Origin of the sequence: Pseudomonas sp. G1002, from assembly GCF_013385455.1 — a bacterium.
Taxonomy (GTDB): domain Bacteria; phylum Pseudomonadota; class Gammaproteobacteria; order Pseudomonadales; family Pseudomonadaceae; genus Aquipseudomonas.
Genome location: NZ_JACAPY010000024.1, coordinates 39,881 through 53,078, shown reverse-complemented (window position 1 = coordinate 53,078; position 13,198 = coordinate 39,881). Strand labels below are relative to the sequence as shown.

The window sequence follows — 13,198 nt, the reverse complement described above, 5'->3', positions numbered from 1 at the left end:
CGTGTCAGGTATTTTTTATGTCGTTACGCGTGTGCATCCTGGAAACCGATATCCTGCGTCCTGGGCTGATCGATCAGTACCAAGGGTACGGGCAGATGTTCAAGCGCCTGTTCTCCAAACAGCCGATTGCCGCCGAGTTCGTCATCTATAACGTGGTGCAGGGTGAATACCCGGCGGATGAAGAAGTGTTCGACGCGTACCTGGTGACGGGCAGCAAGGCCGACTCCTTTGGCACCGATCCGTGGATCCAGACCCTCAAGACCTACCTGCTGGACCGCCATGCCCGCGGCGACAAGCTGATCGGCATCTGCTTCGGCCACCAGTTGCTGGCGCTGCTGTTGGGTGGCAAGACCGAGCGGGCGACCAAGGGCTGGGGCATGGGCATCCATGACTACAAACTGAACGCCAAGGCACCGTGGATGAGCCCGGTGGTGGAAGAACTGACGCTGTTGATCAGCCACCAGGACCAGGTCACCACCTTGCCGGAAAACGCCACAGTGATCGCCTCCAGCGAGTTCTGCCCGTTTGCGGCGTACCACATTGAAGACCAGGTGCTGTGTTTCCAGGGCCACCCGGAATTTATCCACGACTATTCCCGCGAGTTGCTGGAGATTCTTCAGACAACGCTGGGGGAGAAGGTCTACACCAACGGTGTGGCCAGCCTGGAACGAGACCACCACGGCGTCACCGTGGCGGAATGGATGATGCGGTTTGTGGCGCACAAACCAAAAGCAGGAGCGGCCTGAAACCGTCCAGGGCAAGAAGCACGCTCTTCAAGGCAAAGCAGATTAATGTAGGAGCTGGCTTGCCTGCGATAGCATCACCTTGGTGTAACTGACAAACCGAGGTGCCTGCATCGCAGGCAAGCCAGCTCCCACACTTTTGATCTTCAGCAAATTGAGCTGGGTTTGTTACAGCCAGCCTGAACGCTTGAAGCTGGCCCACAAACTTGTACACCCCACCGCAATAAACCCCAGCACCGCAAAATAGCCGTAGTGCCATTGCAGCTCCGGCATGTTCTGGAAGTTCATCCCGTAAATCCCGGCCACCGCCGTCGGGAACGCCAGAATCGCTGCCCACGCGGCAAACTTGCGTTGCACCACGCTTTGGCGCGAGGCTTCCAGCAACACCCCAATCTCGATGGTCTGGCTGGCGATATCCCGCAAGGTGGTCAGGTCTTCCATCTGCCGGGTGACGTGAATCTGCACATCGCGAAAGTACGGACGCATGTTCTTGTCGATAAACGGGAAGCTCAGTTTCTGCAATTCCTGACTGATCTCCACCATCGGTGCCACATAGCGCTTCAGTCGCAGCACATCGCGGCGCAGGCCGTGGAGCTTCTGGATATCCGCTTCACTCAGGGAGTTGCACAACACGTTGCGCTCCAGCTCATCGACCTCGGCATGAATCGCCTCGCTCACTGGCTGGTAGTTCTCGGTAACAAAATCCAGCAGCGCATAGAGTACGAAATCTTCCCCATGCTCCAGCAACAGCGGCCGCGCCTCACAGCGCTGGCGCACATAGCCGTAGGACGCCGAATGGCCGTTGCGGGCGGTGATTATGTAGCCGTTGCCGGCAAAGATATGGGTTTCGATAAACTCCAGCTTGCCGTTATCGCGCACCGGTGAGTAGGTCACGATAAACAGCGCGTCGCCGAAGGTTTCAAGCTTGGGCCGGCTGTGTTTTTCCAGGGCGTCTTCGATGGCCAGTTCGTGCAGGTTGAACTGGCGCTGCAGGTTGGCAAGTTCCAGCGCGCTGGGCTCCTCCAGGCCGATCCACACAAAGTGGTCAGGCTTGGCGGCCCACGCGGCGCCTTCGTCGAGGGTGATATCAGTGACTTTCTTTCCGGCGCTATAGACGGCGGCCGCAACAACTCTACCCATAGTGCTGATCGCTTCTTCTTGAATGGCAGATGACAACTGTCAGGCAGCTTAGCTGCCCTGCCCAATCAGAGTCAGCAAATTCGGCGGGGTTCAGCCGTGATTGCAGGCGTGGTTTGCAGCTCGCGGTCCATCGCCTCGATGCAGTCGCGCATTTGCTCGCGACAGGTCTGCATTAACAGCGGCATGTCATCCATCGTCAGCCCCTTCGTAGGAATCGGCGGCAACGAGCGAATCAGAATATCGCCACTGTTCCTGCTATTGAGCTTCATCTGCTTCACATAGGTGCTGACACACACCTGCACAATCGGCACGCCTGCGGCGATCGCCATCTGGAACGCGCCTTTCTTGAACGGCAGCAGGGTTTCACCGAAGTTGCGCGTGCCTTCCGGGAACACCCAGATCGAGGTGTCGGCATGCGCCAAGGTGTGGGTGGTGGTCAGCATCGAACGCCGCGCCTTGTGCGCATTGCCCCGGTCGATCAACACATTGCCCGCCAGCCAGAACAACTGTCCGAACAACGGCACCCACTTCAGGCTCTTCTTGCCGATACACACCGTGCGGTACGGCACTACGGTGCCGAACACAAACAGGTCGTAGTTGGATTGATGGTTGGCGATGATCACGCAACTGCTGGGCTTGTTACGCAGCGAGTCGACATCGGCCTTCACTCGCAGGCGCAATAGCCACATCGCCGGCACCGCATACAGGCGCGCGCAGTAACGGCTGTTGTCCGGATTGAACGGCCGACAGATCCCCAGCAGCACGCCCAGTACGCCCGCAATCATAAAATGCAGGCCCATCAACAACATGCGTAACAAAAAAAGCATCGACACAGCCCATCGGGACAAAAGGTGGCGCAGTGTACGGATGTGCACTGTATTCGGCAATTGCCCCTATAGAGTCAGAAGATAGGCGATGTTTAAGCGCATGTTTCAACATGCTGTGACAGACACTGTCTAGAGCGGTTGTAGGCAAACCGGAATTCTTTGTAAGAAAAAGCCCGACTCAAGGTCGGGCTTCGATTCAGCAGGCGTAGGTTTGATTAACCCAAGTGCCCTTGGTCCTGAATGATCGCGTCATCCAGGGCTTCCAGCAGCGCCTTACGCACCTTCAGCTTGGTGTGCTTGTGGGCGTTCATATTGATCTTCTTCAATTGGCGAGCGGCTTCCAGTGCGGCGGCCTGCAACTCTTCCGGTGCGACCACCTTATCCAGGAACCCGGCGCTCAACGCGTCCTGCGGGTTAAACATCTCGGCATTGATCACCGATCGGTGGAACGCCGACTTGCGCAGACGATCCCGCGCCAGTTCGATCCCGGCGTGGTGCATGGTCATGCCGATCATCACTTCATTCAGGCCAATGCTGAAAGGCCCGTCCACACCGATCCGGTAATCCGCCGACAGCAACAGGAATGCGCCCTTGGCCACCGCGTGCCCGGGGCACGCCACGATCACCGGGAACGGGTGCGACAACAGGCGGCGGGCGAGGGTGGAACCCGACGTCACCAGGCTCACGGCTTCTTTAGGGCCTGCGGTCATCACCTTCAAATCATAGCCACCGGACAAAATCCCCGGCGTGCCCGTGATGATCACCACCGCTCGATCCTTCTCGGCCTGATCCAGCGCTTGATTAAACGCACTGACCACTGCCGGCGAAATGGCATTCACCTTGCCGTTGCTCAGGGTCAGGGTCGCGATACCGTCTTCGAGGTGGTAGGCAATCAACTCACTCATGACGCGATTCCTTGTAATGCTTGTAATAGAAGGACAGACGGCAGACGTTACCCACCGCGCCCGCCCTGGTAAAGCGCCATGACTGACTACCCAGTCAGACTTTTCGCCCATGCCCGCCCGCAGGCGGCCTTCGGCAAGGCGCAGCAGCTACTATAGACAAGCGCCGTGAGTGCCCGAGAATGGCAGAATCGCCGTGGTGCGCATGGCGCCACAGAGGGCTGGAACGGCATAACCGCCTAAGCGCATGAAAATTCTGAAAAAAACCTTTGCCATCGGAAAAGCTTTCGACTACATTAGCGCGCCTCGACAGACTGAATCAGTTTGACGAGATACGGTGAAGTGTCCGAGTGGCTTAAGGAGCACGCCTGGAAAGTGTGTATACAAGAAATTGTATCGAGAGTTCGAATCTCTCCTTCACCGCCAAATTCGATGTAAACAAAACCCCTGGTTTCGAGAGAAGCCAGGGGTTTTGTGGTTTCTGGGGTTTGAATAGGTGGTTGTGCTAGGAAAAAATTTTCTCTAGCTTCAGCTCCTTCTCTAGACGGGTATGGAATGAACAAAACCGGAGGAACTGACTTATGACCAGCAAGCTTCGCATCTCTGCTGTGCAACCAGTTGCCGGCAAGCATGCCATCGAAATTGAGTGGAATAACGGCAAGCGGCATACCGTTGATCTCACTGATCACATAAATACCTTCCCGATTCTAAAACCCCTTCAGGACTTGGCTCTATTTGGTCGGGTTGAAGTCGGTGAGTGGGGCTTTGACGTGACTTGGGGCAATGACCTGGAGTTGTCCTCCGTCACCTTGCATCGTTTGGCGCTGGAACAGTCCGGCGAGGTCATGCTGACGCAGGACTTCAGAAAGTGGATGCTCAGCAACAATCTGTCGCTCTCCGCTGCGGCTGTGGAACTAGGCTTCACTCGTAGGACCATTACTTCCTACAGCAGCGGGGCCGCTCTGATTCCCAAGCATGTAGGGTTGGCGTGTAAGGGGTGGGAGTACGAGCATAAGGCTCGTGGCACACGTTGCGTTTAGGTTGGGTAATGTTCGCAAAAAGGGATGACTGAGAGGTCGTCCCTTTTTCGTTTTTGCGGGGTCAAGCCAATGGGTTCAGGAATACTGCGCTGCCATCCTCCGACCTATGACATCCAGCAGATCGCATCCATCGCGTAACGGAATTGCGCAGAGCAAGGAAAAGTCGCCCAGCACGACCGTATCACTACTGATTTCTGCACGCAGCGCCAGGTTTTCTAGAACTTGGGTTACGGCGCGAATCCGATAGTTTGCAGCATCAAGCAGGACATCCAGCGGTGCTGTTGTGTCTACGAAAAGGGCGGGTGTGGTGCAGTCGTTGCTGGTGAGTGCCATATATTGATTCATACGGGAGTCCATCTGAGACAAATAGAAAAATAGCTAACCTTTTTTCAAGTTAGACCTTCATAAAACAGCCGCCGCCTGAAAAACTGGTTCGCAGAGTTTTAGTTTTCAGATTTGTCTTCGAGTCGCCAAACTCGGTCGCCATGACGGCGACCGAGGAACTATAGACCTAGCATTACGAAGCGGGCAGGGCATGCCTTCCGATTGATCTGTAGGAAATCACTCCGACTGACCAACTGCACGCCCTCAAGCCTGCACATACACCCAAGCCGTCAACCCCGAAGCCAACCCCACCGAAACCCGCTTATAGTCCGACACTTCATACGCATCCGCCGCCGCCAGTTCCTGCTCGGTAATCTGAAACACCATCCCTTCAACACTGTCCTCATTCCGCCCGCTCGGCGAAACAATCGGATGATGGGTCTTGCCACTGGCCGCCAACACCTCAGGATCGGTAATCTCCACCCAGCTTGTCGAATACCCCAGCATCGCATCCTGCTGACCCACCAACTCCCGCCCAAAGTTGGCCAGCTGCACTGCCTTGTCCTGCAACGTGCCGTAGGAAAACAACAGCACGGGAAATTCGGTCGAGCGTTCCATCTTTATTCCTTGAAAAAGTTAAGCCAGCAAATCTTCGTAAAACGCACCATAAGCCCCGCTCGGGTGCGCGATCTGTATCTCCAGAATCCACAGCCCTTCATTGGGATACTGGTCAAAATCCCCAAGGTCACCGCCACGGTAAATCGCATGGGGAAAGTCGCTGACACGGTGCCCTTTGATGTCGAGGTTCAGCACCCAACCCATTTCCTTCGCTTGCTCTTCGGCAAAACGATACAGCTCCAGGCCGACGACTTTATCGTTCCTCCAGCGCTGTTCCACCCGGTCAAACAACTCTTTCGCTGCGCGCGCACACGCGGCCATCTCCGGGTTGTTGCCAGTGCTGAAGGTCGCCCCCGCATCACCTTCATGGCCTTGCCAAACGGCGCCCATGTCGATGAAGTAGATGTCGTTTTCCCCCAGCACCGGGTCGCCGTCGGAGCGTTCCTTGAAGGTCCTGAGGGTGTTGGCGCCAAAGCGCACCAGCAGCGGGTGCCAGATGCGCTGCATGTCGAGGTCGGCGAGGACTTTTTTGCCGAGCTCGCGGGCTTCGGATTCGAGCATGCCGGGGCGGATGAGTTTGGACAGTGCTTCGATCGCGCGCCAAGTCATGGCCTGGGCGTAGCGCATTGAGTCGATGCTGTAGGCGACGCCCACAGCTTCCTTGGATGATTGTGCGGTCACCGGCTTTTCCTCGGCTTTATAGTGTCAGGCGTTATGCGTTTTACTATATAGCGATGGCAGGATGGAACCTAAATATGCAACCACGCCATCCCACCCAACACCACACTCACACCACCGGCGGTATACGCCATGCGCTTCAACCATTCCTTCCTTGTCAGCAATGTGATCGCAGCCAACGAAATCGCGATCTGAATCGCGGTCATTGCCTGTGCCCAGCGGTGATGTTGATGCAATGCTTGCTCTGACTTTTCATCCCATTCCTTCGACGTGGCTTCAAGCTTTTCGGCCTGTTTGCGCACGTCTTCCTTCTGGGTTTTATAACGCTCGATCTCGTCGGTGTAGTGCTTGGCATCAACCCCCGGAATATGCGTCGCCAGCTCCGCAAGGTTCTGCCGGCTGGATTTGGCCTGGTAGTAGTTCCACTGGTTGGCGGCTTCGGTCTTGAAGATGGCGGCGTTGTTTTTGTCCATCGCCGCTTCGCTTTCGGTGGAGCCGGCCTGGTAGCTGAGCATGGCGCCGACGGTGGCCATGATGGCGGTCATCACGGCGATGCGGCTGGCGAAATTGTCCCCGCTGCGGTGGGCATGTTCGGTGGCGTGTTCGACGTGTTTTTCGTGGGGGCTGGGGACTTCGAAGGCTTCGGACATGGGGGCGTCTATGAAGGGTTTGAGGGACTCTGATTCTTCACCAGCGAAGCTGTCTCAATCCTGTACGTAATGCTGCAAACCGGCCACCAGGGCGTCAAAGGTGACGCGGCAGCGCGGGCTGTTGCGCAGGTCTTCGTGCATGGTGACCCAGGTGTCCAGTTGCAGGGCAAATGCGTCCGGCAGCACTCGGCTCAGGCGGGCGTCTTGCCGGGCCAGTTTGACCTGGCAGCCACCGATGCCGGCGCCGGCGCGGATCAGGGCCAGTTGTGCGAGGTCGCTGTCGCTGCTGAGGGAAAAGGCGCTGCGGTCGAAGCCTTTGACGGCCAGGCTGCGGATGAAGGCGCTTTCCTGGTCGTAGCCGATGACTGAATGAGCTGAGAGATCATTCAGGCTCTGGGGTGTGCCATGTTGTTGCAGGTAGTCGTTGCGCGCATGCAGGCCGACTTCGATAACGCCGATCCTTTTCGCCAGAAGTTGTTCCTGGCTGGGTCGGACCATTCGCACAGCGATGTCGGCCTCCAGTTGCAGCAGGTCCAGCAGGCGATTGCTCAGCACCAGTTCGACCCTGAGGTGCGGGTGCTGTTGGCGCAGGCGGGTGATGATCGGCGGGAGGACTTCCACGCCGATCACTTCGCTGGCAGATACCCGTACCACGCCGCGTACTTCCGGGCCTTGTGGAGAGGCGGCGCGCTCGAGGGCGGCAGCCGTGGTTTCCATGGTTTCGGCATGGGGGCGCAGGGTGAGGGCGACCGCCGTGGGCAACAGGCCGCTGGCGGAGCGGGTGAACAGCACCACGTTGAGGGATTTTTCCAGCGCAGCGATGTGCCGCCCGACCGTGGGCTGCGTGATGCCGAGCTGCCGTGCGGCCCCCGACAACGATCCTTCCTTGAGTACCCCGAGGAATGACCGGTAAAGCTCCCAACCAATATTTGATGCCATGCATAAATGTATAGCGTCTGGATGATCTTCGGCAATTCCTCTATAGCTCGCCGGCGAACAGAATCGCCCCATCACACAACCCTCAGGGGAAAAAGCATGAACAAGGTTCTGGTATTGGGCGCGACAGGCGGGATTGGTGGCGAGGTGGCGCGGCAGTTGTTCGCTGCCGGCTGGCAGGTATGTGCCCTGACTAGAGATGTGGATAAGGCCCACAAACAGAACGCCGATTTCACCTGGATAAAAGGTGATGCGCTGAACCGTGGGGAAGTCGTCGCAGCGGCCCGGGGTTGTTCGGTGATCGTGCATGCGGTGAATCCGCCCGGTTACCAGCGCTGGGCGGAGCTGGTGCTGCCGATGATCGACAACAGCATCGCGGCGGCAGTCGCGGAAGGGGCGACGATTGTCTTGCCGGGCACGGTGTACAACTTCGGGCCTGATGCCTTCGCGCGGTTGGAGGAAGATTCGCCGCAGCATCCACTTACCCGCAAGGGCGCGATCCGGGTAGAGCTGGAGCAGCGTTTGCTTGAGGCGACCCAGCAGGGCGCACGAGCGCTGATCGTGCGGGCAGGCGATTTTTTCGGCGCCAAGGCCGGCAGCAGCTGGTTTTCCCAAGGCCTGGTCAAGCCCGCAAAACCGGTGGCCAACGTGAGCTATCCAGGGGCGCCGGGCGTGGGGCATCAGTGGGCTTACCTGCCTGATGTGGCGAGGACCATGGTCGAGTTGATTGCCCGCCGCGACAGCCTTGATGCCTTCGCCCGTTTTCATATGGCGGGGCACATAGATGCCGATGGTCGGCAGATGAGCCAGGCGATTCAGCGGGTGGTGTCACGCAGGACCGGCCAACAGCCTTCTGTACGTGCTTTCCCGTGGTGGCTGCTGAAACTGGCCGCGCCCTTTGTCACCACCTTCCGCGAGATGCAGGAAATGCGTTACCTGTGGCAAACCGAGGTGCGGATGGACAACCGCCGCCTCGTACAGATATTGGGCAGCGAACCGCACACGCCTTTGGACGAGGCGGTTGAGGCGACATTGGTGGGTATCGGCTGCTTGCCTAAGCGCGCCTGATCAATCGCACATACACCGCGATGTTGATCAACAGCACCAGCGCGCCCAGCCCCAATTGAATCTGCGGCGTCAGCCCGGCCGGGTAGATCAGGGCCAGGATGTAATGCTCGATAAACCCGCCGCCATAACCGTCCTGCCCGGCCAGGTGGCGAAACAGGTTTTCCCAGCGTGTCAGCGGGCAGGGCAGGTGGAACACTTCCACCGCAACGCCCCAGGCAGCAGCGGGCAAGTGCAGCCACATCACGGGCCGCCATCTCAGGGCGAGCAAACCGCCAAACAGCACGAACAGAATGAACGACAAATGAAACAGCACCAGGCCGTCGGCGGCGAAGCGGTAGAGCATGATGGGGTTCGCTTTTTGAATGGATCAGGTCCCGAATTCTTCCTTCAGGAACTCGATAAACACCCGCAATTTCTTCGGCGTGTTCGTACGGTTGAAGTAATACAAATACAGCGCGCTGTGGGCAATCCAGTCGTCCAGCACCTCCACCAACTCACCGCGTTGCAGGTACTGCTCGACGCTGGAGCGCGCCACGTAGGCAAAGCCAAACCCGTCCAGCGCACCGCGCACCATCAATTCAACATCGTTGGTCGCCAGCCGGCCTTTTACCGTAACCCGCATCTGCTTGCCGGCTTTTTCAAAGTCCCAGCGGTGCAGCGAGCCGGTCTGCGCACTGCGGTAGTTGACGCACTCATGCTCGAGCAAGTCGTGGGGATGAGTGGGCAGTTTGCGCCCCTGCAAATACTGCGGCGTGGCGACGATGACGAATCGCAACTGCGTCGCCACCGGCACCACCACCATGTCTTCGGCCAGCACATGGTCGTAGCGGATGCCCGCGTCAAAACCCTGGGCGACGATGTCCACCAGGCTGTTATCCACCGCCACTTCCAGGTTGATGCCCGGGTATTTGCGCAGGAAGCGCTGGAGCAACGGTTGCAGGACCATTCGGCTGGCGGTGGAGGGAATGTTCAGGCGCAAGGTGCCGGCGGCGTCGACCGTCGCCGCTGCTACGCTGTGCAGGCTGGTTTGCAGTTCTTCCAGCAGCGGCGTGATCTTCTGGATCAACTGCTCGCCGGCCTCGGTCACGCTGACGCTGCGGGTGGTGCGGTTGAGCAGTTGCACACCCAACTGTTTCTCGAGGGCGCGCACGCGATGGCTGACGGTCGACACCGACAGGCTGCTGGCGTCGGCCGCCTGGGTGAAGCTTTTCGAGCGGGCGACCTGCAGGAACAGTCGCAACTGCTGAAAATCGGGCGTGTCCATTGTGTGGTATTTCCGAAAGGGCCTTGCAGATTATGCATCTTTTTAGCAAGAACAGCGGCGCGCATACTTTTCCTACACACACGAGGATTGGCCCTTTATGACGACTTCCACCGCAAAACCCGTCTGGTTCATCACTGGCTGCTCCACCGGTTTCGGCCGCCAGCTGGCGTTGCACACCCTGAGCCTCGGCTACCCGACCGTGGTCACCGCGCGTAATCCGCAGCAGGTGCAAGACATCGTTGCCGGTCACGAAGAAAACGCCCTGGTCCTGACGCTGGACGTTACCGACCAGGCCCAGGTCGAGGCGGCTGTCAAAGCGGCTGAAGAACGTTTCGGCCATATCGACGTACTGGTCAACAACGCCGGTGTCGGCTACTTCGGCTCCTTCGAAGAAAGCGACCTGGATGACGTGCGCAACATGTTCGAAATCAACGTGTGGGGCTTGAGCGCCATGACCCGCGCGGCCTTGCCCGGCATGCGCGCCCGGCGCTCTGGCAGCATCGTGAACATTTCCTCGGTGGGCGGTGTGGCGGCGTTCCCGTCGCTGAGTTTCTACAATGCGACCAAGTTTGCGGTGGAGGGCCTTTCCGAGGCGCTGTCCCAGGAAGTCGCGCCGTTGGGGATCAAGGTGTTGCTGGTCGAGCCGGGCCCGTTCCGCACCGACTGGGCCGGGCGTTCGGCCAACGAGGCGGCTCACGGGATTGCCGACTACAAGGAAACGGCGGTGGCACGGGCCAATATGGTTCGCAACTACAGCGGCAAGCAGCCGGGTGATCCGGTGCGCGCGGCGATTGCCATCGTCAAGGCGGTGGAGGCTGAGCAACCGCCATTGCGCCTGTTGCTGGGCAAGGCTGCGTTGACCTTTGCGCGGACCAAGGTGAAGGCGCTGAGTGCGGATTTTGATGCGTGGGCTGAGGTAACTGAGGGGGCGGATTTTCCCGAGTGAAGCACTGACTGGATTCGGCACAAGGCCGTAACGGTTGCTTGCAGGTAACGCTGGCCGTTATTGTGCTGAATCCTTTTAGTCCTTTTGCCCACGGATCTGTAGTGATGAATGCACCGCGTACCGCTGTCCCGATCAAGGCTGTCATTTTCGATATGGACGGGTTGTTGCTGGACACAGAAGGCATCTACACCGAAGTCACACAGATCATCGCCGAACGCTATGGCCGTACCTATGACTGGGGGATCAAGCAGCACATCATTGGTCGCGGCGCCCAGGACCTGGCGGATTACGTGGTCAAGGCGCTGGACCTGCCGATTACCCCCGCAGAATTCCTGGTGATCCGCGAGCCGCTGATGAGCGAGCGTTTCCCCAAGGCCTTGGGCATGCCGGGTGCTGAGGCGCTGGTGCGGCACTTGAAGGCGCATAACATTCCGATTGCCGTGGGCACCAGTTCGTCGCGCAACTCGTTTGGCCACAAGACTACGTTGCACCGTGAGTGGTTTGGGCTGTTCGACACTATCGTCACGGCGGATGATCCGGAGGTCGGGGCGGCCAAGCCGGCGCCGGATATCTTCCTGACGGCGGCGCGCCGCTTGGGTGTGGCACCGGAGGATTGCCTGGTGTTTGAGGATTCGCCGTTTGGCGTGACAGCGGCGAAGGCTGCGCACATGACCGCGATTGCGGTGCCGGATGAGGCGATGGCGGACAGCAAGTATCACCATGCTGACCAGATTATTCGCAAGTTGGCTGACTTTGATTTGGCGGCGTATGGCTTGCCGCCGATGCGTTGATCCCTCTGAAGCGACTGGATTAAAAATGTGGGAGCGGGCTTGCTCGCGAATACGGTGTGTCAGCCGATACATGTGCTGACTGATCCACCGTATTCGCGAGCAAGCCCGCTCCCACATTCAGTCCTGCGGTGCCTTGGGCAAGGTCTTCTGCCGCAAAATATAAACCGTCACCAACACCGCACTGGTCAGCATGAACCCTCGCGCCCAGATCAGCGGCACCAGGTAGCAGGAAAACCCGATACTCACCCACATCAACCCAATGGCATACACCTTGCCCTTGAGCGGAATCCCGTTGCCATCCAGATAGTCACGAATCCACGGCCCCAGGCGCGGGTGTTCCACCAGCCAGCGGTAGAAGCGCGGGGAGCTACGGGCAAAGCAGGCGGCAGCCAGCAGAAGGAAGGGGGTAGTGGGCAGCACCGGCAGGAAGATGCCGATTACCCCGAGCGCCACGCTCAACCAGCCGATGGCCAGCAGAACGTAACGCAGGATCGCGGAACGGTTGCCCATGGGCGCCACGGGCAACGGTCTTAGTGGTGGCGAGGCTTGAGGATCGCCGGCTTTTCGTCAGGTGCGTTGCACAGCAGGTACAGGGCGGTCAGCGCTTCCGGGATCTGAACGATCATGTCGTCCATCAGGTTGGCGTCGGCGGCGATGTCGGAGAACTCAGGTTGCTCGTCGAACAGGCCGGAACCGACCATGATCGGCAGCAGCATTTCGCTGACTTCTTCTTCAGCCGTTTCGAACCAGGCCTCTTCACGCAGGAACACGCCTTCCATGAAACCGATGCACCAGCCGCGCAGTTCGGAGTCGTCCGGGTCTTCGCCCAGGTCCAGGTCGCAAGGCAGTTCGAACTCTTCATCGGAAGCCAGTTGGCGGCCAATGTGAGCCTTGAGGGCCAGCAGGGTCGATTCGATTTCTTCGCGCTGGGCGGCATCACTGTAGTGAGGCTCTTCGGAGAACAGGGCGTCGATCCATTCACGGTCGGGAACGACATCGGAGCATATCGACAGCGCGGTCAGATAGCCGTGGGCGGCCACGTAGTCCAGCGCCTCGTCGTGCAGCTCATCGGCATCGAGGAAGGCTTGCAGGCGGGTTAGTTGCTCAGCGAAGGACATTGACGGACTACCTTGGGAATAAACGATGGGCAATTCTAGGCTTTCTTGAGCTGCCAGGCCAGCCGCAGCACAGATTTGAGAGGTATTTGAGCCCGGCGGCAATTCACCAACGGCACCCTTTGCCGGGTAACGCTCGGGTATACTGCCGCGTTT

Annotated in this window: 17 protein-coding genes and 1 tRNA gene; 6 read left to right on the top strand and 12 right to left on the bottom strand. The window is 58.7% G+C overall.

Annotated elements, in window-relative coordinates:
- The first annotated feature begins 17 nt into the window (after nucleotides 1-17).
- A complete protein-coding gene (locus tag HX801_RS12545) occupies nucleotides 18-746 on the top strand; it encodes an amidotransferase (RefSeq protein ID WP_087692757.1) in 729 nt (242 codons plus the stop codon).
- 165 nt (nucleotides 747-911) lie between these two features.
- On the opposite strand, the gene HX801_RS12540 is transcribed toward HX801_RS12545, so the two are convergent.
- The 3 genes from HX801_RS12540 to HX801_RS12530 all read right to left on the bottom strand — a co-directional run bounded on the left by HX801_RS12540 (nucleotide 912) and on the right by HX801_RS12530 (nucleotide 3,615).
- Complete coding sequence (locus HX801_RS12540; protein ID WP_004371189.1) at nucleotides 912-1,883, bottom strand: magnesium and cobalt transport protein CorA; 972 nt, start codon at nucleotides 1,881-1,883, stop codon at nucleotides 912-914.
- Between the two features lie 71 nt (nucleotides 1,884-1,954).
- Nucleotides 1,955-2,710, bottom strand: coding sequence for a 1-acyl-sn-glycerol-3-phosphate acyltransferase (locus tag HX801_RS12535; RefSeq protein WP_177022182.1), 756 nt, complete (start codon nucleotides 2,708-2,710; stop codon nucleotides 1,955-1,957).
- Between the two features lie 215 nt (nucleotides 2,711-2,925).
- Nucleotides 2,926-3,615 carry a crotonase/enoyl-CoA hydratase family protein gene (locus tag HX801_RS12530; RefSeq protein WP_004371187.1) on the bottom strand — a complete coding sequence of 230 codons (690 nt, stop codon included), beginning with the start codon at nucleotides 3,613-3,615 and terminating at the stop codon, nucleotides 2,926-2,928.
- Nucleotides 3,616-3,948: 333 nt separating this feature from the next.
- Between HX801_RS12530 and HX801_RS12525 the strand changes: the two genes are divergently transcribed.
- Together HX801_RS12525 and HX801_RS12520 are read left to right on the top strand one after the other, a co-directional pair.
- A tRNA-Ser gene (locus HX801_RS12525) sits at nucleotides 3,949-4,038 on the top strand.
- A 155-nt stretch (nucleotides 4,039-4,193) separates the two neighbouring features.
- Nucleotides 4,194-4,652 (top strand): DUF2442 domain-containing protein, encoded by a 459-nt coding sequence (locus tag HX801_RS12520; RefSeq protein WP_087692754.1) that lies wholly within the window; start codon nucleotides 4,194-4,196, stop codon nucleotides 4,650-4,652.
- A gap of 75 nt (nucleotides 4,653-4,727) precedes the next feature.
- On the opposite strand, the gene HX801_RS12515 is transcribed toward HX801_RS12520, so the two are convergent.
- The 5 genes from HX801_RS12515 to HX801_RS12495 all read right to left on the bottom strand — a co-directional run bounded on the left by HX801_RS12515 (nucleotide 4,728) and on the right by HX801_RS12495 (nucleotide 7,861).
- Entirely contained in the window at nucleotides 4,728-4,997 is a 270-nt protein-coding gene (locus tag HX801_RS12515) for a short-chain dehydrogenase (protein ID WP_087692753.1), read from the bottom strand.
- A gap of 243 nt (nucleotides 4,998-5,240) precedes the next feature.
- Nucleotides 5,241-5,594 (bottom strand): gamma-glutamylcyclotransferase family protein, encoded by a 354-nt coding sequence (locus tag HX801_RS12510; RefSeq protein ID WP_008434891.1) that lies wholly within the window; start codon nucleotides 5,592-5,594, stop codon nucleotides 5,241-5,243.
- A gap of 18 nt (nucleotides 5,595-5,612) precedes the next feature.
- Nucleotides 5,613-6,275: a M24 family metallopeptidase gene (locus tag HX801_RS12505; protein WP_177022181.1), complete on the bottom strand. Its 663-nt coding sequence runs from the start codon at nucleotides 6,273-6,275 to the stop codon at nucleotides 5,613-5,615.
- Nucleotides 6,276-6,343: 68 nt separating this feature from the next.
- Nucleotides 6,344-6,922, bottom strand: a complete 579-nt coding sequence (locus HX801_RS12500; protein ID WP_008434886.1) for a DUF4337 domain-containing protein — start codon at nucleotides 6,920-6,922, stop codon at nucleotides 6,344-6,346.
- A gap of 54 nt (nucleotides 6,923-6,976) precedes the next feature.
- On the bottom strand, nucleotides 6,977-7,861 hold the full coding sequence (locus HX801_RS12495; protein ID WP_177022180.1) for a LysR family transcriptional regulator: 885 nt from the start codon (nucleotides 7,859-7,861) through the stop codon (nucleotides 6,977-6,979).
- A 96-nt stretch (nucleotides 7,862-7,957) separates the two neighbouring features.
- Here HX801_RS12495 and HX801_RS12490 point away from each other — a divergent pair, with 96 nt between their 5' ends.
- Nucleotides 7,958-8,926 (top strand): SDR family oxidoreductase, encoded by a 969-nt coding sequence (locus HX801_RS12490; RefSeq protein WP_177022179.1) that lies wholly within the window; start codon nucleotides 7,958-7,960, stop codon nucleotides 8,924-8,926.
- Here HX801_RS12490 and HX801_RS12485 read toward each other — a convergent pair.
- Both HX801_RS12485 and HX801_RS12480 read right to left on the bottom strand, forming a co-directional pair.
- The gene (locus HX801_RS12485) at nucleotides 8,913-9,269 is read right to left on the bottom strand and encodes a DUF2784 domain-containing protein (RefSeq protein ID WP_087692747.1); all 357 of its coding nucleotides are present in this window, start codon (nucleotides 9,267-9,269) and stop codon (nucleotides 8,913-8,915) included. The two genes, HX801_RS12490 and HX801_RS12485, sit on opposite strands and share 14 nt — an antisense overlap.
- A 24-nt stretch (nucleotides 9,270-9,293) precedes the next feature.
- Nucleotides 9,294-10,190, bottom strand: a complete 897-nt coding sequence (locus tag HX801_RS12480; protein WP_004371170.1) for a LysR family transcriptional regulator — start codon at nucleotides 10,188-10,190, stop codon at nucleotides 9,294-9,296.
- 97 nt (nucleotides 10,191-10,287) lie between these two features.
- Here HX801_RS12480 and HX801_RS12475 point away from each other — a divergent pair, with 97 nt between their 5' ends.
- Together HX801_RS12475 and HX801_RS12470 are read left to right on the top strand one after the other, a co-directional pair.
- On the top strand, nucleotides 10,288-11,136 hold the full coding sequence (locus tag HX801_RS12475; protein WP_087692746.1) for an oxidoreductase: 849 nt from the start codon (nucleotides 10,288-10,290) through the stop codon (nucleotides 11,134-11,136).
- 104 nt (nucleotides 11,137-11,240) lie between these two features.
- Entirely contained in the window at nucleotides 11,241-11,927 is a 687-nt protein-coding gene (locus HX801_RS12470; RefSeq protein WP_004371166.1) for an HAD-IA family hydrolase, read from the top strand.
- A gap of 117 nt (nucleotides 11,928-12,044) precedes the next feature.
- Here HX801_RS12470 and HX801_RS12465 read toward each other — a convergent pair whose 3' ends face one another.
- Together HX801_RS12465 and HX801_RS12460 are read right to left on the bottom strand one after the other, a co-directional pair.
- Nucleotides 12,045-12,437, bottom strand: a complete 393-nt coding sequence (locus tag HX801_RS12465; RefSeq protein WP_102606413.1) for a YbaN family protein — start codon at nucleotides 12,435-12,437, stop codon at nucleotides 12,045-12,047.
- 20 nt (nucleotides 12,438-12,457) lie between these two features.
- Complete coding sequence (locus tag HX801_RS12460; protein WP_004371163.1) at nucleotides 12,458-13,045, bottom strand: YecA family protein; 588 nt, start codon at nucleotides 13,043-13,045, stop codon at nucleotides 12,458-12,460.
- Between the last annotated feature and the right edge of the window lie 153 nt (nucleotides 13,046-13,198).